This is a genomic window from Saliniramus fredricksonii (assembly GCF_900094735.1).
Classification (GTDB): Bacteria; Pseudomonadota; Alphaproteobacteria; order Rhizobiales; family Beijerinckiaceae; genus Saliniramus; species Saliniramus fredricksonii.
In genome coordinates, this window is the sequence record NZ_FMBM01000003.1 from 67,741 (window position 1) to 92,573 (window position 24,833).

Consider the following 24,833-nt stretch of genomic DNA (forward strand, 5'->3'; position numbering starts at 1 on the left):
CCGACGGGCCCTGAACGGGCCGGTCACGAAGCCGATTTGCGTTTCAGGAATTTGGACAGCAGCGGATCCAGCAGGCCGGCACGCTTGTTCTTCAATTCCGTGCGACCGATGAGCGTGGCCGCCAGCTCCGTGAAGATTTCCGCTGGCCGGCATCCGGGCTGCAATTCAGCCAGCATCTGCCCGTTATTGGCGGCCGAACCGAAGAGCTGGGCATCGAAGGGCATCTGCGCATCCAGATCATGACCCACGGCCTTGGCGAAGTCCGCGCTTGAGATCTCCGGACGCTTGGGCAGACCGATACGGTTGAGCATCAAGCGTGGCGGACGATCATTCGGGCGTTGCTGGCGCAACAGATCCGCAAGATTTTTCGCATTGCGCAGCGAAGCGAGCTCCGGCTCCGCAACGACGATGATGTCGTCGGCGGCAAGCAGGATGCGTTTCGTCCATGCGCTCCAGAGATGCGGCACGTCGAGCACGATACAGGGCATGTTGGCGCGCAGCAGGTCGAGCAATTGGTCGAAAGTGGTCTCCGTCAGATCGCAGGTACGGTCGAGCACGGCGGGAGCCGCGAGCAGCGACAGCTTGTCCGAACATTTCGACATCAGGCGATCAACCACATTGGCATCGAGCCTGTCGGGCGCGAAGATCGCCTCGGCGATGCCCTGCGGCGGATCCTGGTTGAAGTCGAGCCCGGCGGTGCCAAAGGCGATGTCGAGATCGGCAACCACTGTCGCCATATCGAGATCGCGCGAAAACGACCAGGCCAGATTATGCGCAACCGTCGAGGCGCCGACGCCGCCTTTCGCGCCGATGACGGCAACGATCCGACCGACCGGGTCGGAGCCCGGCGTCGTAAACAGGCCGGATACGGCGCGCACCATATCGACAGGCGAGAGGGGTGCGATCAGATAATCGCTGACGCCGCGCCGGATCAGATCGCGATAGAGCAGGACGTCGTTGACATGGCCGACGACGAGCACCCGGGTGCCCGTATCGCAGACCTCGGAAAGCTCGTCGAGGTGGCGAAGGAACTGGGCCTGCTCGTTCTGACCGACTTCGAGGATGATCACGTTCGGCGTGGGAGCCTGGGCGAAGGCCGCGACGGCACCGGCGGCACCCCCGGCCTGAACGCGCAGATGCGCCTTCTGCATGCGCCGGTCGGTCGCCGCTGATTCCAGCGCTGTCGCGATATCGGGCGAATCACAAAACGCCTGAATCGTGACGCGCGGTACCGGCGCGATCATGTCGTCTTCACTGTGACTCATGACTTCATTATCCTTCGTTCGCGACGTTGTCCTGTCAGGATTGGCATCCGTTCACGCGTGATCAGTCGCCGACATCGCTGATGCCGCTGCGCCCATCTTGCTGGTAGTTGGTGGACGGATCGTTGCCTTCGCGCAGTTTCTGGATATTCGCGGAACGCCGAACCGGATCGACCGCGCCCGGAGTGCGCCCACAGACCAGATCGACAGGGTCGGCGATCTGGGAAGCGACGTTGCTCTGGGTGGCACAACCATGGTTCCAATAGGGCTCGTTGCGCATGTTGAACCCGGCATCGCTGACACCGAGATCCTGCGGCCAGAGCCCGCAAGGGCCCTCGACCTGCGCCGCCATGTGGCGGAAACTCAGGCGGATCGGCGCGGCGAGACCCGATTGCGTCGGGTCGTAATGCGACACGGAATAGGCGTTGGACGGAATGCCCGCATCGCGCAGCCGGACACGCAGCGAATCGAGGGTGCGCCCGGCTCCGGCTTCGGAACGCGGCACCTGGATACTGATGCGCCCCTTGCCTTCCTTGCGATACTTTTCGACGAAGCTGTCAAGATCCTCCGTCTGGCGGTCGTCGAGCCGGCTGCCGCGGACGAAAATATCGAGGTGATGGGGCTTGTCACTGAGCACGATCGGGTGGCGATCGCGGTAGTCGTAAGGGTAGATCGAGCCGGTCTGAACCACGCGGTCCTGCGCGCAGGCGGCCAATGCGAAGGCGGACAGCGCGACGAGGGTGATGCCGAGGCTTCGTGAGCCGCTCCGGATGGTAGGTTTGGGCTGAGTCATGCCAGCATTCCTTGATGTCGCATCATGTGCCGCTTCATGGGGTGCGCGGTTGGATGGATTGGCGAGCACGGGAGGGTTCATGACGGCTGCTCCCTCAATCCGCGATGAAGCCGAAGCGGCCGGGCGTGCCACGTGCGGGCTGCGAGTCGCCGGTCGTGCCGTACATCTGATTGAACCGGCCCATCAGGACGGCCTGCGGGTCGAAGGCTTCGATGAAACCGTCATCCGGGCGTTCTGCCTCGGCCTGCTCCATCGGCTTGGCGATATAGGGCGAGACCAGGATCATCAGTTCGGTTTCCTGGCGCTGGTAGTCGCGCGAGCGGAACAGCGCGCCGAGGATCGGCAGATTCATCAGGCCCGGCATGCCGGCGACCGTCTGTCCCGTGCGCGTCGAGATCAGTCCGGCAGTCATCATGGTGCCGCCCGAGGGCAGTTCGACGCTGGTCTCGGATTTGCGCACCTTCATGCCGGGCACGCTGCTGCCGAGTACGGTCGAGCTGTTTTCGAAATCGAGTTCGGATACCTCGGTCGAGACACGAAGCGAAATCCGGTTCTCGGCCAGCACGACCGGGGTGAAGTCCAGATTGATGCCGAAGGGCTTGAAATTGACCGACGGAACGCAGTTTGGCTCGCTCGGCGGGCAAGGGGTGAGAACCGGGATCTCCCCGCCGGCCATGAAGCTTGCGGATTCCCCCGAGACGGCGACGAGCGTCGGTTCGGCGAGGGTGCGCGAGACACCGGCGCGCTCGAAGGCCTGCAGGGTCGCTTTCACATCGAAGCCGCTGCCACCGAAATTCGCCGTATAGCTGCCGCGCGTGCTGTCGAGACCGGGATTGAGCGGGAAGAGCGAGGTCATATCCTCGGCTTCCAGCGTATCCCAGCCGACATTGGTCTGGATGCCGAACTGCTTGACCACGGCGCGGGCCACCTCCACCACGGCGACGCGCAGCATCACCTGATCCTGCTCCTCGATGGTGAGCGAGTTGATCACCGCGCCACGTCCGCCGAGATCGCCGCCCTCGCGACCGACGAAGGCTTCCGCGATATCGACGGCATGCTGAGCCTGGGTCGCACTTGAAACGGAGCCGGTCAGGATGATCGAATCGCCTGCCGGCTGGATATCGATGCGCGCCCGGGGGAAGGAGCGGCGCAGGGTATCGCGCAATTCGCCCAGTTCGCGACCCACCGAGACTTCCAGCGTCGCGAGCTGATGGCCATCCGCGTCGAAAATGAAGACGGACGTCTCGCCGTCTTCCTGGCCGATCAGAAAGATCTTGCGGGTCGAGCGTACCACCGCATTGGCGACGGCCGGGTTGGCGACGAAGACCTCCTTGGCGTCACGCGGCAGATCGACGATTACCGACTTGCCGATGCCCAGCCCGATGCGCCGGGTCCGCTGACCTTCATGATCGCCGATGCGCACGGTCGATTCACTGTCGAACGACTGGTCGGACCATTGCGCCGCTTGCCCCTTGCCGAAGCCGCCCTTGCCGAAACCGCCCTGGCCGCCCGAATCGAAATCTGCGGCCTGCACCGATAGCGGGGCGAGATACAATGTCAGCGCTGCGGTGGCGCAGAGCATCGTGAAGCCGAGCTTGCGACTTGTGCGCACCCCGCCGCGCGTTCCGGCTTTGGAGGGGGCCTGGTGCGCCGCCGTTGCGAAGGTCCGGATGCGGTTCCGGAACGGCGCGGGCGCTGCGGCTGAAGTTTCTGCTGTCATGGCTTTTCTCTCTCGCAGAATGCGGGCGGCGAGGCCTGCTGGCGGTGCCGGCGCTTCGGCGCGGACCGGTGTCGCCGGGCTCGAACGACGCGGGTCGCGAATCGGTTTGCGCATGCGGGAATCGGATCTGGACATGGTCGCCTCAGGGGGTCGTCGTCTGGCGTGGGATGCCGAAGCGCACGACCGTGAGTCCGCGTCCGCCTTCGTCGAGTTCATCCTCTCCAAGCTCGGCATCCGCCAGAGACCGCAGGGCCAGGGAGACATGTCCGGTACGCTGGGCCAGCGTGACGATCTCGGCCTGGGACGGGGTGAGCTCGAGGGTTGCGGTTTCGCCCTCGGCGCTCGAGTTGCCCTGATCATCCGTCTGCACGTTCCTGCCGATGGCGAGGACGCGGATGTTGCGCAACAGGATCTCGGTCGCCTGCTGATCACCCTGGCCGCCGGCATCGTCGGTGCGGAACGTGCGCAGCACGTCGACACGGTCATTGGGCAGGATGAAGCCGCCGGCTGTCGATGAGCCGCGCGTATCGATCGAGATCGCGACGGCGCGCTTTCCTGCAGGAAGAATCGCCGACATGAAGCCGCCGTTCTCCGACTGGATCAGGCGCTCGCGACGAATCGGCTCACCGGCGAGGATCTGGCTTCGCGCCAGAGAGCCGGCAATCTGGTCAAGTGACTCGGAGGCAGCCGAGCGGGTAATCAGTCCGACCGGCACCGAATCGGCCGGCCAGGGCTGCCAGCGCAGATCCGCGCGGTTGAGGCGCCGCCCCATGGGCAAGTCCGCCGCAGCGACCAGGACTTCCATCGCGGGTGCCGAGGGCTCGGACACGGTGACGACTTCTCTCGGTGGCGGCGGCTCGTTGCCGCCGCGCATCAGAAACATAGCGCCGATACCGGCGGTGACGGCGATGCCGAGGACGACAATCTGGGCTCGTTTCATGGCAGCTAAAATCCACGCGTCGCTTGTGTTGACGCCCGAATTCGAACACGCAATCGTCAACTTATGGTTAATCAGACGTATCATTCCCCGGAATCGACGAAAAAAATCAACCAGGGGATGCTGACAACTTGCTCTGTGAGCCTTTGAACGCCTTGGCCTGGCGTCAATTGCCGATCCAGCAATACAATTTTTGATAAATTTTTTGCCGAGACGTCGCGGGCAGGGCGTATCTGTGCCAGAGGCTGCGTTCGAGGCCGTGTTCGATATCGTCTGGCGGGCCTGTCGGGGGAGCTGGGCTCGGCGCTGCACGGAGCGCAAGCCCGACCGCATGCGCCATCGTCACCCGCCGTTCGGCAAGGACGGTTCGTGCATGGACTCAGGGTTCATGGGATCAGGGTTCATGGGCTCAGGGTTCGGCTTCGCCGCCCTGCAGAGCCTCGGCGATATTCGTGCTCACGAAGCCATAGAGTTCGAAGATTTCGGCACCGACGCTGCGTGCGCCGGCTGCCACGACGATGGCCATGACGGCTGCGATCACGGCATACTCCGTGGCAGTTGATCCCGATTCGTCGTTCATGGCACGCGCAAGCAAGGCTCTCACGGCAACCTCCGTGCGTTCAATGATGCGAACCGACGTCAAGGGGGGCGCAACGCATGCCCGAGATATCGCGTGACTTGCATCAAGCCACGCAACGCGATTGCTTGCGGATAGTTGAACGCAGGATCGCCTATCATGACAGCGCGCCGTTCGAGGCGCGCTGTCGCGTGACGGTTCAACCGAACCGCTGTGGCAGATCAATCACCGCTGATGGCGGTCGAGACATCTCCGAAGGTGGACTCGAGTTCTTCGCCGAGAAGCTCGAGGGCGCCGATGATCACGACGGCGATGAGGGCGGCGATCAGGCCATATTCGATGGCGGTGGCGCCGGATTCGTCATTGGCGAAACGGGAAAAAAGATTTTTCATGGTCGGTAAGCTCCTGTCACGGTTGCCTGTTGATGTCCGCGAGCGCCGCGCCGCAGCACGCCGCCGAGGACGAGGGACAATGTAGGAGGGCTCTGTTTCAATGAAGTTAATTTCATCGTCGAAACAAATTAATACTTGAAATCAGGCCCGGATGGTTAACAAATCTCTGCGTAATTCTTTATAAAGGCTATTTGCACCTCCGAAGTATCTCAGTGAATGCATCAAGTTATTCAAGACTAATCAATCGTTAACATGTAGTCGAGCGGCTCCCTGCATCAGACAGCAAAAGCCCACTCGGCGCCAAGCCGCGCAAGACTGTATAAAGCCGCGCAAGACTGTATATAGCAGCATTTGATTCAAAATGCCACTTTTGCGTGAAAAAAATCGGACAATGCCCGGTAGTTAGTCATTCATTCACCATTCCGGGTTAGAACCACAGGGTGATTCCAAGAGACCGCGAAGTGAGCGAAACCATGGCGCCTCGGCTGAACCGTGTTATCCGTCCCGCCCGCCTGACCCGTCCGCTGGGTATTGCGATCGTGTCCGCCACCGCATTGGCGCTCTTCACCGGCGACCTTTCCCCCTGGCAGGCGACGGCGCAGGAAGCCGCCGGGCAGGAAGCCGCCGGGCAGGAAGCCGCTGGGCAGGAAGCCGCCGGGCAGGAAGCCGCCGGGCAGGAAACCACCGGGCAAGACGTCACGATGCAAGAGGACGGTACGCCGGACGTGCAGGCGAGACAGACGGCGCAGGTGGCGCCACCCGCGCCAGTCGCTCCCCGCAATGTCAGTGATGCGCCTCTCGCCGGCGGCGAACCCCGCACGCAGGATCCGGTCGAAGGCGGCCAGGGCGAAGCCGTCGCACCCGCCGCGCAAACCGTGTCGATCCCCTCAGGTGCCGCAGCGACCGCTCCCGGCGCGGGCGCGACCGTCGATGACGGCGCTTTCGTGGTCCATGTCGATCATGCCAAGGTCGTGCAGTTGCCCGAACGCACCCAGACCGTGATCGTGGGAAACCCGATCATTGCGGACGTCACGGTCCAGCGCAACGGCATCCTCGTGGTGACGGGCAAGAGCTTCGGGTCAACCAACATGATTGCCCTCGACGGGTCCGGCGCACTTCTCGCTGAATCCATGATCAGCGTGCAGGCCCCGCAGGATTCGGTGGTGACGGTTCAGCGCGGGCTCAATCGTGAATCCTATTCCTGCACGCCGACCTGCCAGCCGTCGCTGCAACTTGGTGATAATCCGGGCTTCTTCGATGGCGTCGGCGCGCAGGCGACACAGCGCAACGAACTGGCGACCCGCCGCTGATCGCTTCCGGGCCATCCCGACCAACACGCTTTCCCGATATGGCCGTCGCGTCCTGCAGGCGCGGCGGCTTTCCGATTTGAATTATCAAATTTTAATATTTTTATAATCTTTATGTATATTAAATAGTTTTTATTAAGCCTCATCGATGATTTATAGATGCAAATTATCACAATTTTTGATAATATAGCGGTGAACTGTCCCGGGTTTCATCATTCCGGATAACGCTCGGGAAATCATTTCGCGCTATCGAGGATGGATCTCATGACGCGTATCCGGCGCGGCGCGCGCTGCGGATCGGTTCGCTGGAAGAGACGAGGATTGGGTCGATGAATTGTCCACAATCATTTGATGCTCCCGATATGTGTCCGGCAAATGTTCCCGTCTCGGGCGCCGGGGGAGCAGCGCGGAAAGGCCGCACGGGCACCCGCTGCGGCGACAGTTTGCGGCGCCGGCTGGTCCTGCGGCATTTCCTGAAGGATCGCGAGGGTGCCACGGCGGTCGAATTCGCGCTGGTGGCGTTGCCCTTCTTCGGCATCATCTTCGCGATCATCGAAGTCGCCCTGACCTTCTGGGCCACGCAGGTGCTGGAAAACGCCGTCGCCGATGCATCGCGGCAGATCTATACGGGGCAATTCCAGAATGCCGGCGGGCAGAGCGCGGATGCTTTCCGTGACGAGATCTGCAGCCGGGTGACGGCGTTGTTCAACTGCAATGATCTCGTCGAGGTTGATGTCCGCTCCTTCCCGAACTTTCCCGGCGCCACGCTGGCGACTCCGGTCACGCCGGAAGGTGAATTCGACGCATCCGATTTCGACTATCAGGCGACCGGCCCTGATGAAATCGTGGTGGTGCGTGCCGCCATGAACTATCCGGCTTTCGTTGGAATTTTCGGCTCGCGCGAGACCATGCTCAATGGTGGCGGGCGTCTGATCATGGCCACGTCGGCTTTCCGCAACGAACCGTTCACACAGTGAGGGTGGACATGACCGGATTCATGAAGCACGCGATGATGCGTCTGTGGACAGGTGGACGGTTCCACCCGGTCTTGCATTATGGTCTGCATCTGGCGCTCGCGGAATGTCGCGGGACCTGGCGGCGCGCACGGGCCTTCCCGCTGGCAACCGCCGGTGTCGCAGCCGTCGAATTCGCCATGATCCTGCCGGTGATGCTGCTTCTGTTTCTCGGCATGTCCGAGGTCACGCAGGGCGTGAACATCAATCGCAAGGTCACGATCCTGTCGCGCACCATTGCCGATATCACCAGCCGGTCGTCGGACGGCATCGACAATGCCCAGATGGAGGAGGTCTTCAACGCCGCCCTCTCCGTCATGGCGCCCTATGACATCTCCCGCGTGACCATGCGGGTTTCCTCGGTCGTCATAGAGGATGACAATGGCAGCCTCGTCGGCCGTGTCTGCTGGAGCGACGGGCGCGATATCGGGCCGCGCGCGACGGGCAGCAGCGTCGATATTCCCGCGGGCTTCGCCGTTCCCGACAGCAGTTTCATTCTCGCGGAAGTCGCCAATGTCTATACCCCGATGATCGGCTATGCGATCATCGGTGATCTCGAACTTGGCGAAACGACGCCCTGGCCCGTGCGCAATGTCGATGAGATCGAGCGCAATAACGTGTCATGTCTCTAGCATATCCCTGATCGGGCGGGTTTCCCGCTGACCAGCGCCCTGATGCGCCGGGTCACGCGACAAGTCCGGTTGCAAGGTCCTTCCGGGAAGCGGGGTCTGGTCGGGTTCATCGGTCGCAACATGCAACCCGCATGAGCCTCCATGGCCGCCCCTGCTCGCGAAGCCTCTTGCGAAGCATGTGCCCCTCCACCCCTCGGCCCCTCGGCCCCTCGGCCCCTCCGCCCCTCTGCCGCGTTCGGCGAGAGCGTCGTTCGGGTGCGTTGCCCATGCGTCGTGATATTTCAATCCGGGGCCGGGTGTGAGTCCGGTATCTCTCCGCGACGCTTTCGCCACGGTGACGCAGCGCGCGGTTGGTAAAAAGGCGGAAATGCTTCGAGCCGGATTGAGCCGGCGCAGCGCGATCATCGCCGGGTGACGCAGGTTTCCCGCGCGATGCCGTAGCGGATATGCAACGGTGACGTTTCTTAAAGGTTGCTATACGAATTTAATGCAGCTTGATATTGGCACCGGGCTTTGTCTGGGGCATAGTCCGAGTGCTGGTTCCGGAAGGTCTCGGGTCTGGTCCGGGCGGCCGGATCGGGCTTTCGTCTGCCCGGCAAGGCAATCTCTGATTATTCCAATCGGAGTGTTGTGCGTTTCAGGTTGGGCGAGATTGTCCGAAGCGGTTCTCTGCGCGGACGGGCGTCCGGCGGCGGGTATCGAACAAAGGGGGTCTTTGTGTCGTACATGGATAGTGTCAAGACGATTTCGCCGGAAGTTTCGGGATTCGCCGAAGAAGGCGGTTCCGAAGCGAAGGAATACCTGATCAGCGATCTGTCGCGAGAATTCGGCGTCACGCTGCGGGCGCTGCGTTTCTACGAGGATCGTGGCCTGCTCGCGCCGAAGCGTATCGGTACCATGCGCATCTATTCGAGCCGCGACCGTGAGCGCCTTTCGGTGATTCTCAAGGGCAAGCAGCTCGGTTTCACGCTTGCCGAGATCCAGGACATGCTCACACCGACCGAGCAGGGGGGCAAGGGTGGAATTGATCTCAAGCTCTCCCTGACCAAGGTCGAGGAGCAGATTGCGCATCTCGAAGGCCAGCGTGACGAGATCGATGCGGCCATCGCCGCCCTTGCCGAAACCCGGGACAGGCTGCGCAGCCAGGCTTGAACAATTGGCCGGGCCGGTTCACGCAGGTTCGTGTCTCACCGCTGCACTACGGTCATTTTTTCATGCGATCAAACTGCGTGCCGGTACTCGACCTGTCGGTCCTGCCGCTTCCCGCTCGTGCGTCGAAAGTGGCCGATCCATGACGGGATGCGGCACCTTCACTCGTGCGATGGCTTGTCCAGACGCGCCCAGCTTGCGGGCATCCGGCTTGGGTGTTTTGGCATGCGCGCAGTGTTTGCAGATTCCGGGCTTGCGGGCGGCGCTTCAACGGCTCTACCGTCGGATCGCGACGCTCTTGTGCGATTGCCATGCTCATTGGCCGCGCGCAGCGGCGGGCATCGCCTGCAAGACATGGTGGGGAAACTTGCCGATTGACAGGCGGGGCCGGGCATCTCTTGGATAGGGACGACGCATGCGTTGCGTCGTCAGTGCATGGAAGGAGAAAACGCGTGGCCTGGTATTCGAAGACTTGGACCTGGTATGCAGGAGACTGGCACGAAGGCAACCCGCCGATCATCGGCCCGCGTTCCCATGCCAGCTGGCTCGGTTCCACCGTATTCGATGGCGCACGCATCTTCGACGGCGTGGCGCCGGATCTCGACCTGCACATGGCCCGTGTCAACCGTTCCGCCAAGGCGATCGATCTCAATCCGACGGTGAGCACGGAAGAAATGGTCGCACTGGCCCTGGAAGGGGCGAAGAAATTCGAATCCGGCGAAGCCCTCTACGTCAAGCCGATGTATTGGGGCGAGGGCGAGGGGCCCGGTACGATCACGACCGATCCCGACAATGTCGGCTTCTGCATGACGTTGTTCGAGGCGCCGATGGCAGAGCCTGCCGGCGCCGCCGTCACGAAGGGCGCTTTCCGCCGCCCGACGCTGGAGACCATGCCCACCGATGCCAAGGCAGGCTGTCTCTATCCCAACAATGCCCGCATCCTGCGCGAGGCGCGCACGCGCGGCTTCGACAACGCCGTCGTGCTCGACATGCTGGGCAGCGTCGCCGAGACGGCAACCGCAAATATCTTCATGGCCAAGGCCGGTGTCGTGCACACGCCGATTCCCAACGGAACCTTCCTCAACGGGATCACCCGCCAGCGTGTCATCGCCCTGCTGCGCGACAGCGGTGTCGAGGTGATCGAGCGGGTGCTGCGCTACGAGGAATTCCTCGATGCAGATGAAATCTTCTGCACCGGCAACTATGCCAAGGTCACGCCGGTGACACGGATCGAGGAGCACGGGCTCCAGCCCGGGCCGATCTACCAGCGCGCCCGGGAACTCTACTGGGCCTATGCCCGCGACATCGCCGCATGATCTGGACTGATGCGAAAAAGGCGCATCCGGATCACCGGATGCGCCTTAGAGTTGCCGACCGGTGGGGGCAGATCAAGGTCGGTTAGCGTGCCAACGTCCGCAGCCGCCACCGGTTCCGGTCGTCATGCGATTTTTTTTGCCCGGCTTTTTCGACAAATCCCTAAAATGCAATTGTTCCGCTTGATCGTGTCGTAACGCGGCGGGCGACATTGTCCGGGCATGTCGTCCTCACTGACCATAGCCGCGAGCGGTATGAATGGCTCGGCGCTTCGCATCGAGGCGAGTGCTTCGAACGTCGCCAATGCCCGCAGCAACGGCCCCGTTCCGCAGACGCCGCCTGATCGCCCGGTCCCGCGCAGCGATGACCCGCGCAGTGTCTACCAGCCCGTCGATGTGGTGCAGGTCTCCACCGGCAGCGGCACTGCGGCGCGGATGAGCGAACGGCTTCCTGCTTACGAATTGCGCTATCAACCCGATGCGCCTTTCGCCGATGCCCGGGGCATGGTGGCGGCGCCGAATGTCGATTACACGCGCGAAATCGCCGACCAGGCCGCTTCCGTCGCAGCCTTCAAGGCGAATGCGAAGGTCTTCTCGACGGCCTCCGAGATGGCGCGTACCGTGATCGACATGAAGACCTGAACCCGGCTGTCAGCCCGTATGCGCAAGCACTGCCTCGACCGTGTCGAGGAGTTCGTCCCCGATCATGGTGGGTCTGCGCATGGAGGCCGGCCAGGGCTGGCCGCGCGAGACGAAGGCCCCGTGCAGCCCGGCCGAACGCGCGCCATGCACATCCCATGGATGCGCGGCCACGAGGCAGATTGCTGAGGCAGGCAGGTCAAGGCTCTGCGCGACGTGCGTATAGACCTCTCGCCGCGGCTTCGACAGGCCGATCTCGTCGACCGAAAAGACCCTTTGCACGCGTGGCGCCAGCGCGGCGCGCTCAAGCAGGTGCTGTGTCGCTGCAGCGGCACCGTTGCTGACGGCGACAATCGGCAGATTCGCCTGCGCAAGCATCGCGAAGGCGCGATCTGCGTCGGGTCTGGCCTCCAGATTCTTCATGCCGTCGAGGAAGGCGGCAATGCGGTTCTCCATGACGGGAAGGTTATGCCGTTGCAGGAGATCGGCCAGCGCATCGCCCATGATTCTGCGGAAAGGGGCGAAATCATCCATGGCCGCGAGGGCGAACGCATCACGCAGGCTCGCGGCGAACCAGGTGTCGAGGGTGTTTGCCGGCAGGCCGAGCGGTGTCAGACCCGATCTCAGGCTCTCGATCGAGAAAACCGTTTCGATGATGTCGAAGGCAACGGCGCGGATCGGTCCCGGCATGACAATCCCTTCGAATTGGTTTTGCCCCGCCGACGGCAACGGGAGCGCCCTTCCCGAGCTGCGATGCTGCGCAGGGCGCGATCTTCATCCCATGATCGCCGCATTCCGGCAAGGCCGGCTCAGCGTTTCGCGCCTGGCATCATCTTGCGCAGGGTACCATCCTTCAGCCCGTAATGGTGGTAGAGCGCTGCCAGGGAATGCAGCAGCACCAGCGCGATCAGCGTCATGGTGGAGATGTTGTGCAGCAGGAAGATCGGGCCGGCGGTCTCGAAGCCGCCCCCGATGGGCAGTGTCAACGGGATCGCCCAGAACAGATTGACCGGCGCACAGCAGGCGGAAGTCGCGGCCCAACCGGTGAGCGGAACCAGGATGATCAGCACATAAAGCGCAGCATGGCTGATGCGCGCGGCCCTGATCTGCCAGTGCGGCATGTTCGGCGCGAGTGGCGGTACGCCGAGCGCGAATCGCGCCCCGATTCGAACGACCGCAAGACCGAACACGATCAGACCAAAGGATTTATGCATTTCATAGAGCAGGTTCGTGAGCGTGGACGGGTCGAGCCGGGTCATCACCAATCCAACCGGGATCATGCCGATGATGACCAGCGCGATAACCCAATGCAGCGCGATCTGGATACCGGAATAGCGCCTTTCGGGAATTGCCGGCGCCGCCTTCGCCGTCGAAGCGTCACTGCTCATTGCATACCTCCTTCGCCTCAGGTCGCGACCGCATCGCTCGACCGGCGCAGATCGCAATCGAACAGAACATCACCCTGCTCCAGTAAATAGGCGGATGTCGCCGGTCGCAAGGCGTCATCGAGGGTTTCGATCGGGGCAGGGTGATCCCGGGTTTGCCCGAGCCGATCAGCATGGGTGCCACCAGCATGTGCAGGCGATCGATGCAACGCGCCGCGAGAAAATCCGAGATCGTGCGCGCCCCGCCCTCCAGCAGGATCCGCCGGAACCCCGCCTGGCGCAGCAGTTTCAGGATCTGCTGCGGGGCGACGGGGCCCGCTTCCACCGCGTCGAGAACGATCTCCTCGGCGCCTTCGGGAAGCTTTTCACCCCGGCCCGCCCGGCGCAGGACGAGGCGCCTTGCGCCGTCATCGCGCAGAATCCGGGCCGATGCGGGCAGACGACCGTTGGGATCGATGACCACCCGCGCGGGATCGCGCCCCGCCACGCGCCGCACATTCAATTGCGGATCATCGGCGATGACGGTCCCGATACCGACCACCACTGCATCGACATGCGCGCGGATGGCATGCAGATGGTCGAGCGCACCCCCGCCGTTGATATAGAAGGAGTGCCCTGTCACCGTGGCGATCCGCCCGTCGAGGGATTGGCCGAGCTGGGCCACGACGAAGGGTGCGGCCGGGGTGGCGTCGCCGAAATTCCCGAATGCCGGAGCGCCGGGCAGGCTTGAAATCGCTCTCATATTGATCCGCCGGAACTGATGAGCCGTAGAAGCATTTGCAATTGCGCCAACCCGGAACGATATCCAGCAGATGATATCTTGATAATCCGGGCGGCGCTTGCATGTGGGGTAATGTAGGGTTTGTCCCTCTTGCGAACAGGTTTGATCCGGTGTCGGATCATGTTCTCTCGGGGCGCGGGCCGCACGATACAGGAAACCTTGGTCGATGATGCGTCTTGTACTCGGTTATTCAGACGATACCATTTTGATGAATGTGGAACGTGCCATTGCGGAATTCCGGCATGCGCGCCCTGTCATCATCGAAAACGACGATATGCGGGCGCTGGTTCTCGGCATCGAGGATCTCGATGATGCCCTGTGCCGTCGCATCGATGCGGTGGCAGGCGGTCGCGCGCGGCTGATCCTCACGGGGCCACGCCTGCGCCGGATCGGACTGGAGCGCGAGGATGCGGGCGCGGTGGCGATGCCCGTGGTGGATGCGGAGCGGATCGCTCTTCTCGCCAGACGCGTCGATGCGCGCGTCGATGCGCCTGTGCGTGCAGCCACACAGGTCGATCTCGATGCGCTTGAACTGGCGGCATTGTCGTTCGTGACTCCCGCCGTGCTGGTGATTCCGCTTCCCGAGGGCATGGAACACGAGCCCAGCATCCTCACCGTGACGGGTGAAGCCATTCGCGCTTTCCGCAAGCAGCAGGCGAAGCTTCTGCGCATCGCCAGCCGCGCGCCGGTGCCGCTCGAAGGCGCGCATGAAACCGAATTCGTCGTGTTTCGCGGTGGTGAGGGCATGCGCGACCAGGTCGCGATCATTGTCGGCAAGCCGGATTTTGACAAGCCGGTCTTCGTGCGCCTGCATTCCGCCTGCCTGACGGGCGATCTGTTCGGCTCGCTGAAATGCGATTGCGGCGATCAGCTGCGCGGCGCCGTCCAGGCCATGGCCGAGGGAGAGGGCGGCATCCTGCTCTATCTCGATCAGGAAGGCCGCGGTAACGGCATTGCGAATAAAATCCGGGCCTACAAGCTGCAATCGGAAGGCTTTGACACCTATGACGCCGATGCGGCCCTCGGCTTCGGTCTCGACCAGCGCCGCTTCGATTTCGCCGCCCAGATGCTCACCGAGCTCGGGGTGAGCCGTGTGCGGGTGCTCACCAACAATCCCGTGAAGATTGGCGCTCTCCGGGAAGCCGGACTGGATGTCGTCGCCGATGAGCGCTCGATCGGGCGCACCAATCCGGAAAACGTCCGCTACCTCGCATCCAAGCGCGATCGTGCCGGCCACATGATCGATCTGGATGTCGCGATCGCACCGCAGAAGGATTGATCGGGCGCGCTACGGCATATCATCAGCACAAGGCTGCATGGGCTCGCTTTCGGGGCTGCGGTGGGATAAGCCTGCCGCAGCCTTTCTTCTTTGACGCGCATCGCGCATGGTTGTCGCCACATGACATCGCCTTCTCAAAAACCGCCGGACGACACCGGTCGTAAATCGCGCTCAGCCTCATCGCCCGCCAGGACGCACAAACCGCGTGGCGCGGGCGCCGCGCGCGATGATGGCGAAGGGCTCGCCGCCCGGCGCCTTGCCTTCACGGTCATCGGCGAGGTTCTGCGCAGCCGTCGCCCCCTCGACGATGCCTTCCCGCAGGCCCTGGCTGCGATGAAGGCGGACATCCCCCAGCGTGACGCGGCTCTGGCACGCGCCATCTGCATCGTCGCCTTCCGCAGGATGGGCACGATCCGCGCCGCTCTGGCCGCGCGCATGACAGGCAAGTCTGCAAAAGGTCAGTTGCGCGATCTGCTCACCGTGATCGCCGCACAGATCCTGTTTCTCGACGTGCCCGATCACGCTGCCGTCGCCACCGGCGTGGCGCTGGCGCGTAGCCATCCCGATCTCAAGCATTACGCCAGACTGGTGAACGCCCTTGGGCGGCGGATCGCGCGTGAGCGCGAGTCGATTCTCGCCGAGGCCGGGCCGCTGGATGATCTTCCCGAATGGCTGCATGCGCGCTGGCTCTCGCGCTGGGGCGAAGCGGAATGCATCGCCATGGCTGGTGTGCTGCGCCGGGAAGCCCCGCTCGATCTCACTCTGCGCGACGATCAGGACGGGCCGGCGCGCGCGCTCTGGGCGGAGCGGCTCGATGCGCGCATTCTGCCGACGGGGTCGCTGCGTCTTGCTGATCGCCGGGCCGTGGAGACGCTGCCCGGTTACGACGACGGCGCCTGGCTGGTGCAGGATGCTGCTGCCGCCATTCCCGCGCGCCTGCTCGCGGTCGGCCCCGGTGAGCGCGTCGCCGATCTGTGCGCCGCACCCGGCGGCAAGACCGTCCAGCTTGCGGCGAGGGGCGCGGATGTGCTCGCCGTCGACCGCTCGCAGAAACGCCTGACGCGTGTTGCGGAGAATCTCGCCCGGTTGCGGCTCACCGCGCGATTGCGCGCAGCCGACGTTCTGGCGCTGGAAGATGATCTGCGCTTCGACGCGATCCTCCTCGATGCTCCCTGTTCCGCCACGGGCACGCTGCGCCGCAATCCGGATGTCGCCTGGACGAAGACGCCGGAGGATATTGCCAAACTCGCCGATCTGCAGCGCCGATTGATCGACAAGGCCGTCGGGCTGCTCGCGCCGGGAGGGCGGCTCGTCTATTGCACTTGCTCGCTGGAGCCGGAGGAGGGCGAGGCACAGGCGCGCTACCTGCTGGAGCGCCATGGCGATATGCAGCGCATCGCGATCACGCCCGACGAACTCGCCGCATCGGGGGCGCTTGCGGACCTTGCCGGCCTGATCGATGCGCAGGGCGATTTCCGCGCTCTGCCCCATCGCGGCGGATCAGGGCTCGTCGAGGGGCTCGACGGTTTCTTCGCCGCGCGTTTCCGCAAGCTCCCGGCTGCAAACGATCCCGCCTGACGCGCTGCTCGCGGGAGAGCGCCTGCGCGTTCCTCGCAATTTGCGCCGCGATTGCCTGTATTTGTGGCAAGTGGGAAACCGCTTGTTAACCATGGCCGGTTCAGGTGAGAAGATAGGGGCAGATCTGTCGCATCCACGCCGTCTCCCTCGCCGAACGGGGCTCGTCCGTTTCGGCGAAACGGCAGCGCAGGCAGGCAATTGCGGGTGGGGGGTTGATTGAGCGCGCGCTCCGATCGCTGGCACATCTACGGGTTGGCCCTGCGTGAAGCCGGGCGCGCTTTGCGTGATGGCGCGCGGCGCGTGCTCGGCATCGGCTCGGTGCGCAAGCGCGTGCCCGAGCGGCTGCTGATCGTTCCGCCGGATCTGCGCACCTCGGACGCCACCATCGCCAATGACATCTATGCCGGCTCCTTCGTCTTCGGCGGGCGGGCCGTCACCACGGGCGGGCGCTCGCCCTTCAGCCTGACGCCGCCGTCGCGTCACTGGGCGGAACTGCTCTACGGTTTCGGCTGGCTGCGGCATTTGCGAGCGGCTGACACGGCGCTGGCGCGGGCCAATGCGCGTGCGCTCGTCGGGGAATTTCTGTCGCGTCCGCCCGATCCGGCGGCGCGCGAGACGGATGTCAGCGCAAGGCGGGTCATCGCCTTTCTCAGCCAGTCCCCCCTGATCCTGGACGGGGCGGATCACGCCTTCTATCACAAGCTGATGCGCGCTCTGGGGCGGGATCTGCGCCGGCTGCAGCGTGCCATGCTCTCCCATCCCCGCCCCCTCGCGCGGCTGCGTGCGGCAGTCGCGGTCACCTATGCCGGGCTCAGCCTGGAGGGTTTCGAAGGCGTCGCCCGGCGCGCTTCCCGCATTCTCGCGCGCGAGCTCGAGGCGCAGATCCTGCCCGATGGCGGCCATGTCGGGCGCAATCCCAGGACCGTGCTGGAATTGCTGCTCGATCTGCTGCCGCTCAAGCAGGTCTATCTCGCCCGGGGTATCGAGCCGCCGGGGGAGTTGCTCAAGGCGCTCGATCGGATCCCGCCGCTGCTGCGTCTGATGCGCCATGGTGACGGCACGCTCGCCCTGTTCAACGGCATGGGCTCGACACCGGTGGATCATCTCACCACGCTGCTCTTCTATGACGAGGCCCGTGGCAGCCCCCTGCAACGCGCCCTCGTTTCCGGTTTCGAGCGGATCGAGGCGCGCGATGCCCTGCTGATCGCCGATACCGGTGCCTGCCCGCCCGCCATCCATGCGGCGGAAGCGGGGGCGGGGCCGGGGGCGTTCGAATTCTCCGTGCGCGGCCAGCGCATGATCGTGAATTGCGGCGCGCCGCGCGGTCATGACGATCCTATCGCGCTGCCCGCCCGCAGCACCGCCGCGCACAGCACGCTTGGCATCGCCGACACCTCATGTGCGCAATTCCTGACGGAAACCGGCTGGATCGGGCGCCGCCTCGTGGCGCGCTGGCTGATCCGCCGACTCGGCCCCGTCATGCTGCGCGGGCCGCGCGCAGTCAGGGTCGAGCGCCCGAGCCCGTTACGCTTTCGCATGAGCCATGACGGCTATGCGCCCGCTTTCGGCATCACCCACGAGCGCCGGATCACGCTGGCGCCGGATGGCGACATGCTCGAGGGCGAGGACCGGATCGAGGGCGATTTTACCGGCGCGCCCGCAACCCGCGCCGAAATCCGCTTCCACCTGCATCCCGCGATTCGCGCGAGCCTCGCCCAGGCCGGGCGTATCGCCATGCTCGTCCTGCCTGACGGGGAAGCCTGGCAGGCCCGCGCGCCGGGCCTCACCTTCGCGCTGGAGGAAAGCGTCTTCCTCGCCGCGACGGATGGCGCGCGCAAGAGCGAGCAACTGGTCCTGCGCTTCGATCTCGCCGGCGCAGCGCCGGTGCAATGGCGCTTCGAGCGGCTCACCGGGGCGCGGTGACGGCGCCTTCGCGCGATTGCGCTTGAAAAACCCGGCGCGGGCGGCTATATCGGTCTTGTCAGCTCTGGTTGCGATGCGCTGCATCGTATGTCGGGAGTGGGCCCCGCCGGGTCCGCTCCTTAAATTTTTGGACCATCGACTTCGTCGGGTCTTTAAAGCGACGCGATGCACCTCCCGCCGGACGAAACGGATTGAGTGATGTCGAGCGCGAACGAACAGCGTCTTGTGAAGGAATCAGGCGTCGCCGCAAGGGTTGCGGCGATCGTCGAACCCGTAATCGTCGATCTCGGCTATCGCCTCGTGCGTGTGCGCGTGACCGGGACGAATGGCTGCACGGTCCAGATCATGGCCGAGCGCCCGGACGGCACGATGAGCGTCTCCGATTGCGAGACCGTCAGCCATGCGGTTTCGCCGGCGCTCGATGTGGACGATCCGATCGATCGCGCGTATCATCTCGAAATCTCCTCGCCGGGTATCGATCGCCCGCTGGTGCGTCCGCAGGACTTCACCCGCTGGGCAGGATACGAGGCGAAGATCGAGATGGCCGTACCGATCGAGGGCCGCAAGCGCTATCGCGGCATGATCGAGGGCGCAGAAGGGGCAATTGCACTGATTCGCCTGCCCGACGCGCCCGAGGGGACGGACCCGCTGGCACGCCTGCCCATCGGCGATATCGGCGAGGCGCGGCTGGTCCTGACGGATGATCTGATTCGCGAATCGCTGCGCCGGGGCACGGCCCCGACCGCTGATGACGCAGAGGAAACCGAAGAATTCGAGGCCGCCGGCAACGACGGCTCCGAGACGGATGATGCGACCGAGATGCCGCATCATCCCGACAACGACAACGCCAGCAAGTCCACGAAGGAGTGACCTCGATGGCCATCAGCGCCAACAGGCTTGAACTTCTGCAGATCGCCGATGCGGTCGCGCGTGAAAAGGTGATCGACCGCCAGATCGTGCTCGCCGCGATGGAGGATGCGATCCAGAAGGCCGCCCGCGCCCGCTACGGCAGCGAGACCGAGGTCCGCGCCGAGATCAATCCGCGCACCGGCGAGATCGCCCTGTCGCGGCTCCTGCAGGTGGTCGAGGAGGTCGACAATCCGGCCACCGAGATTTCGCTCGAGGATGCCCGCCATCGCAACCCGGGTGCGCTGGTCGGAGACTTCATCGCCGAGACCCTGCCGCCCTTCGATTTCGGGCGCATCTCGGCGCAATCGGCCAAGCAGGTCATCGTGCAGAAGGTGCGTGATGCCGAGCGGGACCGGCAATACGAGGAATTCAAGGATCGCGTCGGCGAGATCATCAACGGCCAGGTCAAGCGCGTCGAATACGGCAACGTCATCGTCGATCTCGGCCGGGCCGAGGCGATCGTGCGCCGCGACGATCTGATCCCGCGCGAGACCTTCCGCCCCGGCGACCGTATCCGCGCCTATCTCTACGACGTGCGCCGCGAGACGCGCGGACCGCAGATCTTCCTGTCGCGCACGCATCCGCAATTCATGGCCAAGCTTTTCGGTCAGGAAGTGCCCGAGATCTACGACAACGTCGTCACCATCAAGGCCGTGGCCCGCGATCCGGGCTCGCGCGCCAAGATCGCCGTGATCTCGCGCGATTCCTCGATCGACCCGGTCGGCGCCTGTGTCGGCATGCGCGGCTCGCGCGTGCAGGCCGTGGTCGGCGAATTGCAGGGCGAGAAGATCGATATCATCCCCTGGTCCGAGGACGAGGCGACCTTCATCGTCAACGCGCTCCAGCCGGCGGAAGTCGTCAAGGTCGTGCTCGACGAGGATAGCGAGCGCATCGAGGTGGTCGTGCCCGATGAGCAGCTCTCCCTCGCCATCGGTCGGCGCGGTCAGAATGTGCGCCTCGCCTCACAGCTTACCGGCTGGGATATCGACATCCTGACCGAAGCCGAGGAATCCGAGCGCCGCCAGAAGGAATTCAACGAGCGCTCCGAATTGTTCATGGAGGCGCTCGACGTCGACGAGGTGGTCGGCCAGCTGCTCGCCTCGGAAGGCTTCCGCTCGATCGAGGAAATCGCCTATGTCGAGGTCGACGAGGTGGCCAATATCGAGGGCTTCGACGAGGAGACCGCGCAGGAAATCCAGACCCGCGCACGGGAATATCTCGAGCGGATCGAGGAAGAGAATGACGCCAAGCGCCGCGAGCTCGGCGTTGCCGATGAATTGCGCGATATCGACGGCATCACCACGGCAATGCTGGTTGCCCTGGGCGAGAACGACGTGAAGAACATCGAGGACTTTGCCGGATGTGCAACCGATGATCTCGTCGGCTACACGGAAGGTCGCGGTGCCGAGGCCGTGCGCCATGCCGGCTTCCTCGACGGGTTCGACCTGTCGCGCGCTGATGCCGAAGCGATGATCATGGATGCCCGCATCCGTGCCGGCTGGATCGAGGCGCCGACCGAGGCGGTCGAGACGCTCGAAGGTGATGAAGGTGAGGCGGAAGAGGTGACGCAGGCAACTGCGACTGCTGCGGAGGATACTGCCCTTCCCGTCGGTGAGAATGTGGAAACGGACCGGTGAACGGGCCCTTCCGGGCCTGTCCGGTCATGATGACCAATGACCGCCCCAGGGCGGTGAAGGAGGCGCCTGCGTGCCGCGTCGTGAACAACGTCGAACCTGCATCGCCACCCGTGAGGTGCGCGAACCCGACGAGCTCATCCGCTTCGCGGTGAGCCCGCAGGGCGACGTTGTTCCCGATCTGAAAGCGCGTCTGCCCGGGCGTGGCGCCTGGGTCAGTGCCAGGCGCGATGCGGTCGAGGCGGCCTTGCGGCGCAAGGCCTTCGCCCGCGCCTTCAAGGCTTCGGTGAATGCGCCGGCCGATCTGGCCGACCGCATCGAGGCCGATCTCGCCATTGATCTTCGCCAGGCTCTTGCCCTGGCCAACAAGGCCGGATGCGTGGTCACGGGCTTCCACAAGGTGGAAGGCGCGATTGCATCCGGTGACGTTGTGGTGCTCATCCATGCGGCGGAAGCTGCTGCGGACGGGCGTCGCAAACTCGCACAGGCGCTGCGACGGTGCCTCGGTGACGGTGCGGAAACGATCCCCGTGATCGATTTTCTCTCCGGTGACGATTTGGATTTGGCTTTGGGCCGGTCTCGTGTGATACATGCAGCGCTCGTCGCGGGCGCCGGGAGCCGAGGCTTCCTGGAGCGCTGGCGGCGGCTATGCGTGTTTCGCGGATCCATCGCCATGTCTGACGCCCCTCATGAGGAGGAGCGCAGCCTTGATGATAACGAACCCGCAGGATTGTGAGCGGAATGTCTGATACGAAGAACCCGGGCGACAAGACTCTTCAGGTTTCGTCCCCCAAGACGCTGACCCTCAAGCGCCGTGGCGAGCAGGGAACTGTTCGCCAGAGCTTCTCCCATGGCCGCACCAAGCAGGTCGTGGTCGAGAAGGTCAAACGGCGTAGCGTCGGCCCCGGCGAGACGGCCAAGGATGGTGGCAGGGATGCCGGCAAGGACGCCCCGAAAGAGGCGGCGCGCACGGCTGCGCCGGGTCCGTCCGCGACAAAGCCCGTCTCGTCGCGGGAATCCGCTCCGCCGCGCCAGCCGGCCCGTCCCGGACGCGGCGGCGGTGTCGTGTTGCGCACGCTGAGCGAGAGCGAGATCGATGCCCGTGCGGCAGCGCTCGCCGATGCCAAGCGCCGCGAGGAAGAGGACCGCCAGCGTCGCGCGGACGAGGAGCGCGCCCGCATCGAGGCGGAGGCACGCGCCAGGGCCGAGGCCGAAGCTGCCCGCAAGGCCGAGGAAGAGGCGCGTCAGCGTCAGGAGGCCGAGGCTGCGGAAAGCGCGCAATCGGCTGCAACCCCCAAGGCCGATCCGTCTCAGGCCGCACCCGTTGCCGAGAAGGCCGCGCCCGCCGCGCCTGAGGCCGCGGAGCCGGCTCAGGCTTCTGCGCGGCCCATGCGTGACATGCGCAAGCCGCCAAGTCTCGACGATCTGGCAAAGCCCGAGCCTGCGCCCGAAAAGCCGGCGGAGAAGCCGACCGAAGCCAAGGCTGCGGAAAGCGGCAAGGCTGCGACCAAGGACACGGCGCGACCCGCTGCCAAGCCGTCACCGGCCCGTGCCCGTGCCACCGAGGAGGATGATGCACCGCGCGGTGGTCGCAAGGGCGCCGCGAAGGTTCCGGCCGCACCGAAGACTCCCAAGGGCGCAGACGATCGCCGCAAAGGCCGCCTGACCGTCACCAAGGCGCTTTCGGGTGACGACGAGCGCACCCGTTCGGTCGCATCCTTCCGTCGCCGCATGCAGCGCCTGACGGGCAAGGGCTCCTCCGAGCCCAAGGAGAAGATTGCCCGCGAGGTCATCGTCCCCGAGACGATCACCATCCAGGAACTCGCCAACCGCATGGCCGAGCGTGGCGTCGACGTGATTCGCCTGCTGATGAAGCAGGGTGCGATGCACAAGATCACCGACGTGATCGATGCCGACACTGCGCAGCTCGTGGCCGAGGAGATGGGCCATACCGTCAAGCGCGTGGCCGAAAGCGACGTGGAGGAAGGCCTGTTCGACGATGCCGATGCTCCGGAGGTGCTGCGCACGCGGCCACCGGTCGTCACCATCATGGGCCATGTCGACCACGGCAAGACTTCGCTGCTCGACGCCATCCGCAAGACCAACGTGGTCTCGGGCGAGGCGGGCGGCATCACCCAGCATATCGGCGCCTATCAGGTGACGAGCCCGAGCGGCGGCAAGGTCGCCTTCGTCGATACGCCCGGCCACGCCGCCTTCACGGCGATGCGTGCCCGTGGTGCCCAGGTCACCGATATCGTGGTTCTGGTCGTGGCCGCCGATGACGGCGTCATGCCCCAGACCATCGAGGCGATCAGCCATGCCAAGGCGGCGGGTGTCCCGCTCGTGGTGGCGATCAACAAGATCGACAAGCCCGAGGCCGATCCCCAGCGTGTCCGCACCGAACTGCTGCAGCATGACATCCAGGTCGAATCCATGGGCGGCGACACGCTCGAATTCGAGGTTTCCGCCAAGACCCGCGACGGGCTCGGCGAATTGCTCGAAGGTTTGCAGCTGCAGGCCGAGATCCTCGATCTCAAGGCCAATCCGGATCGCCCCGCCGAGGGTACGGTGATCGAGGCCAAGCTCGATCGCGGACGTGGCCCCGTGGCCACCGTCCTCGTCCAGCGCGGCACATTGAAGACCGGCGACATCGTCGTGGCGGGCGCCGAATGGGGCCGCGTGCGTGCCCTGATCAGCGATACCGGCGACAAGATCGACGAGGCCGGCCCCTCGATGCCGGCCGAAATCCTCGGCTTCAACGGCACCCCCGAAGCCGGTGATCGCGTTGCGGTCGTCGAGAACGAGGCTCGTGCCCGCGAAGTCACGGAGTACCGGTCACGCCGCAAGCGTGATCTCATGGCCGCGCGGACCGGCGGCACCAGCCGCTCGCTCGCGGACATGATGCGCGACCTCAAGGAAGGTGCCGAGCGCAAGGAATTCCCGCTTGTCATCAAGGGTGACGTGCAGGGCTCCGTCGAGGCGATTGCGGGCGCACTGGAGAAGGCCGGCAACGACGAAGTCAGCGCCCGTCTGGTGCATGCCGGAGTCGGTGGTATCACCGAATCCGACGTGACCCTCGCGGAAGCCTCGGATGCGATCGTCATCGGCTTCAACGTTCGCGCCTTCAAGGAAGCGCGCGAACTCGCCGCCCGCAACGGTACCGAAATCCGCTATTACAACATCATCTACGATCTTGTGGACGATGTGAAAGCGGCGATGTCGGGCATGCTGGCGCCGACCCTGCGCGAGACGCGTCTGGGCGAAGCCGAGATCCTCGAAGTGTTCAACGTCTCCAAGGTCGGCAAGGTGGCCGGTTGTCGCGTGCTCGATGGAAACGTCCAGCGCGGCGCCCATGTCCGCCTGATCCGCGACAACGTTGTCATCCACGAAGGCAAGCTCAGCCAGCTCAAGCGCTTCAAGGACGATGCCCGCGAGGTGGTCGCCGGACAGGAATGCGGCATGGCCTTCGAGAATTATCAGGACATGCGCAAGGGCGACGTGATTGAGTGCTACACCGTCGAAGAGGTGAAGCGCACGCTGTAAGTGTTGCATCTCGGCCGGCGCGCCATGCGCGCCGGCTTGATCTTTATTCCGGATGCGGCGTCCGAAC

At 64.4% G+C, this 24,833-nt stretch carries 22 protein-coding genes; 13 read left to right on the forward strand and 9 right to left on the reverse strand.

Features of this window, described 5'->3' with window-relative positions:
- Positions 1–23: 23 nt before the first annotated feature.
- The 6 genes from GA0071312_RS17640 to GA0071312_RS17665 form a co-directional block, all read right to left on the reverse strand.
- Positions 24–1,265 (reverse strand): CpaE/TadZ family protein, encoded by a 1,242-nt coding sequence (locus GA0071312_RS17640; protein ID WP_074446358.1) that lies wholly within the window; start codon positions 1,263–1,265, stop codon positions 24–26.
- 61 nt (positions 1,266–1,326) lie between these two features.
- Positions 1,327–2,055: a CpaD family pilus assembly protein gene (locus GA0071312_RS17645; protein WP_074446359.1), complete on the reverse strand. Its 729-nt coding sequence runs from the start codon at positions 2,053–2,055 to the stop codon at positions 1,327–1,329.
- Between the two features lie 94 nt (positions 2,056–2,149).
- Entirely contained in the window at positions 2,150–3,775 is a 1,626-nt protein-coding gene (locus GA0071312_RS17650; RefSeq protein ID WP_074446360.1) for a type II and III secretion system protein family protein, read from the reverse strand.
- Between the two features lie 142 nt (positions 3,776–3,917).
- Positions 3,918–4,715 (reverse strand): Flp pilus assembly protein CpaB, encoded by a 798-nt coding sequence (gene cpaB / locus GA0071312_RS17655; RefSeq protein ID WP_074446361.1) that lies wholly within the window; start codon positions 4,713–4,715, stop codon positions 3,918–3,920.
- A gap of 406 nt (positions 4,716–5,121) precedes the next feature.
- Positions 5,122–5,316 carry a Flp family type IVb pilin gene (locus GA0071312_RS17660; RefSeq protein WP_108721944.1) on the reverse strand — a complete coding sequence of 65 codons (195 nt, stop codon included), beginning with the start codon at positions 5,314–5,316 and terminating at the stop codon, positions 5,122–5,124.
- A 194-nt stretch (positions 5,317–5,510) separates the two neighbouring features.
- Positions 5,511–5,681, reverse strand: a complete 171-nt coding sequence (locus GA0071312_RS17665) for a Flp family type IVb pilin (protein ID WP_074446363.1) — start codon at positions 5,679–5,681, stop codon at positions 5,511–5,513.
- Positions 5,682–6,556: 875 nt separating this feature from the next.
- Between GA0071312_RS17665 and GA0071312_RS20415 the strand changes: the two genes are divergently transcribed.
- The 6 genes from GA0071312_RS20415 (at position 6,557) to GA0071312_RS17695 (ending at position 11,737) form a co-directional block, all read left to right on the forward strand.
- Entirely contained in the window at positions 6,557–6,991 is a 435-nt protein-coding gene (locus GA0071312_RS20415; protein WP_074446577.1) for a pilus assembly protein N-terminal domain-containing protein, read from the forward strand.
- A 440-nt stretch (positions 6,992–7,431) separates the two neighbouring features.
- Complete coding sequence (locus GA0071312_RS17675) at positions 7,432–7,965, forward strand: TadE/TadG family type IV pilus assembly protein (protein ID WP_074446578.1); 534 nt, start codon at positions 7,432–7,434, stop codon at positions 7,963–7,965.
- 8 nt (positions 7,966–7,973) lie between these two features.
- Complete coding sequence (locus tag GA0071312_RS17680; protein WP_131817862.1) at positions 7,974–8,633, forward strand: TadE/TadG family type IV pilus assembly protein; 660 nt, start codon at positions 7,974–7,976, stop codon at positions 8,631–8,633.
- A gap of 726 nt (positions 8,634–9,359) precedes the next feature.
- Entirely contained in the window at positions 9,360–9,785 is a 426-nt protein-coding gene (locus tag GA0071312_RS17685; RefSeq protein ID WP_074446365.1) for a MerR family transcriptional regulator, read from the forward strand.
- 449 nt (positions 9,786–10,234) lie between these two features.
- Positions 10,235–11,098 (forward strand): branched-chain amino acid aminotransferase, encoded by an 864-nt coding sequence (locus GA0071312_RS17690; RefSeq protein ID WP_074446366.1) that lies wholly within the window; start codon positions 10,235–10,237, stop codon positions 11,096–11,098.
- 219 nt (positions 11,099–11,317) lie between these two features.
- Positions 11,318–11,737: a flagellar basal body rod protein FlgC gene (locus GA0071312_RS17695; protein ID WP_074446367.1), complete on the forward strand. Its 420-nt coding sequence runs from the start codon at positions 11,318–11,320 to the stop codon at positions 11,735–11,737.
- Between the two features lie 9 nt (positions 11,738–11,746).
- Here GA0071312_RS17695 and GA0071312_RS17700 read toward each other — a convergent pair whose 3' ends face one another.
- The 3 genes from GA0071312_RS17700 to GA0071312_RS17710 all read right to left on the reverse strand — a co-directional run bounded on the left by GA0071312_RS17700 (position 11,747) and on the right by GA0071312_RS17710 (position 13,861).
- On the reverse strand, positions 11,747–12,424 hold the full coding sequence (locus tag GA0071312_RS17700; RefSeq protein ID WP_074446368.1) for a haloacid dehalogenase type II: 678 nt from the start codon (positions 12,422–12,424) through the stop codon (positions 11,747–11,749).
- A gap of 119 nt (positions 12,425–12,543) precedes the next feature.
- Positions 12,544–13,122: a cytochrome b gene (locus tag GA0071312_RS17705; protein ID WP_238947324.1), complete on the reverse strand. Its 579-nt coding sequence runs from the start codon at positions 13,120–13,122 to the stop codon at positions 12,544–12,546.
- Positions 13,112–13,861, reverse strand: a complete 750-nt coding sequence (locus tag GA0071312_RS17710; protein WP_074446369.1) for a RibD family protein — start codon at positions 13,859–13,861, stop codon at positions 13,112–13,114. Before GA0071312_RS17710 ends, GA0071312_RS17705 begins: the two co-directional genes overlap by 11 nt.
- Before the next feature lie 247 nt (positions 13,862–14,108).
- Between GA0071312_RS17710 and ribA the strand changes: the two genes are divergently transcribed.
- The 7 genes from ribA (at position 14,109) to infB (ending at position 24,766) form a co-directional block, all read left to right on the forward strand.
- Positions 14,109–15,179 carry a GTP cyclohydrolase II RibA gene (gene ribA / locus GA0071312_RS17715; protein ID WP_238947325.1) on the forward strand — a complete coding sequence of 357 codons (1,071 nt, stop codon included), beginning with the start codon at positions 14,109–14,111 and terminating at the stop codon, positions 15,177–15,179.
- A 120-nt stretch (positions 15,180–15,299) separates the two neighbouring features.
- Entirely contained in the window at positions 15,300–16,757 is a 1,458-nt protein-coding gene (locus GA0071312_RS17720; protein ID WP_083204727.1) for an RsmB/NOP family class I SAM-dependent RNA methyltransferase, read from the forward strand.
- A 216-nt stretch (positions 16,758–16,973) separates the two neighbouring features.
- Positions 16,974–18,680 (forward strand): heparinase II/III family protein, encoded by a 1,707-nt coding sequence (locus GA0071312_RS17725; RefSeq protein ID WP_074446370.1) that lies wholly within the window; start codon positions 16,974–16,976, stop codon positions 18,678–18,680.
- A gap of 198 nt (positions 18,681–18,878) precedes the next feature.
- Positions 18,879–19,550: a ribosome maturation factor RimP gene (gene rimP, locus GA0071312_RS17730; RefSeq protein WP_074446371.1), complete on the forward strand. Its 672-nt coding sequence runs from the start codon at positions 18,879–18,881 to the stop codon at positions 19,548–19,550.
- Positions 19,551–19,555: 5 nt separating this feature from the next.
- Positions 19,556–21,226, forward strand: coding sequence for a transcription termination factor NusA (gene nusA, locus GA0071312_RS17735; RefSeq protein WP_074446582.1), 1,671 nt, complete (start codon positions 19,556–19,558; stop codon positions 21,224–21,226).
- Between the two features lie 70 nt (positions 21,227–21,296).
- Complete coding sequence (locus GA0071312_RS17740) at positions 21,297–21,959, forward strand: RNA-binding protein (RefSeq protein WP_074446372.1); 663 nt, start codon at positions 21,297–21,299, stop codon at positions 21,957–21,959.
- A gap of 5 nt (positions 21,960–21,964) precedes the next feature.
- Positions 21,965–24,766 (forward strand): translation initiation factor IF-2, encoded by a 2,802-nt coding sequence (infB, locus tag GA0071312_RS17745; protein ID WP_074446373.1) that lies wholly within the window; start codon positions 21,965–21,967, stop codon positions 24,764–24,766.
- Positions 24,767–24,833: the final 67 nt, after the last annotated feature.

Excerpts from the sequence above, each read along its gene's own strand:
- GA0071312_RS17640 (WP_074446358.1), bottom strand. The coding sequence starts at position 1,265 with ATGAGTCACAGTGAAGACGACATGATCGCGCCGGTACCGCGCGTCACG.
- GA0071312_RS17645 (WP_074446359.1), bottom strand. The coding sequence starts at position 2,055 with ATGACTCAGCCCAAACCTACCATCCGGAGCGGCTCACGAAGCCTCGGC.
- GA0071312_RS17650 (WP_074446360.1), bottom strand. The coding sequence starts at position 3,775 with ATGACAGCAGAAACTTCAGCCGCAGCGCCCGCGCCGTTCCGGAACCGC.
- cpaB (WP_074446361.1), bottom strand. The coding sequence starts at position 4,715 with ATGAAACGAGCCCAGATTGTCGTCCTCGGCATCGCCGTCACCGCCGGT.
- GA0071312_RS17665 (WP_074446363.1), bottom strand. The coding sequence starts at position 5,681 with ATGAAAAATCTTTTTTCCCGTTTCGCCAATGACGAATCCGGCGCCACC.
- GA0071312_RS17680 (WP_131817862.1), top strand. The coding sequence starts at position 7,974 with ATGACCGGATTCATGAAGCACGCGATGATGCGTCTGTGGACAGGTGGA.
- GA0071312_RS17685 (WP_074446365.1), top strand. The coding sequence starts at position 9,360 with ATGGATAGTGTCAAGACGATTTCGCCGGAAGTTTCGGGATTCGCCGAA.
- GA0071312_RS17695 (WP_074446367.1), top strand. The coding sequence starts at position 11,318 with ATGTCGTCCTCACTGACCATAGCCGCGAGCGGTATGAATGGCTCGGCG.
- GA0071312_RS17700 (WP_074446368.1), bottom strand. The coding sequence starts at position 12,424 with ATGCCGGGACCGATCCGCGCCGTTGCCTTCGACATCATCGAAACGGTT.
- GA0071312_RS17705 (WP_238947324.1), bottom strand. The coding sequence starts at position 13,122 with ATGAGCAGTGACGCTTCGACGGCGAAGGCGGCGCCGGCAATTCCCGAA.
- GA0071312_RS17710 (WP_074446369.1), bottom strand. The coding sequence starts at position 13,861 with ATGAGAGCGATTTCAAGCCTGCCCGGCGCTCCGGCATTCGGGAATTTC.
- ribA (WP_238947325.1), top strand. The coding sequence starts at position 14,109 with ATGAATGTGGAACGTGCCATTGCGGAATTCCGGCATGCGCGCCCTGTC.
- GA0071312_RS17720 (WP_083204727.1), top strand. The coding sequence starts at position 15,300 with ATGACATCGCCTTCTCAAAAACCGCCGGACGACACCGGTCGTAAATCG.
- rimP (WP_074446371.1), top strand. The coding sequence starts at position 18,879 with ATGTCGAGCGCGAACGAACAGCGTCTTGTGAAGGAATCAGGCGTCGCC.
- nusA (WP_074446582.1), top strand. The coding sequence starts at position 19,556 with ATGGCCATCAGCGCCAACAGGCTTGAACTTCTGCAGATCGCCGATGCG.
- infB (WP_074446373.1), top strand. The coding sequence starts at position 21,965 with ATGTCTGATACGAAGAACCCGGGCGACAAGACTCTTCAGGTTTCGTCC.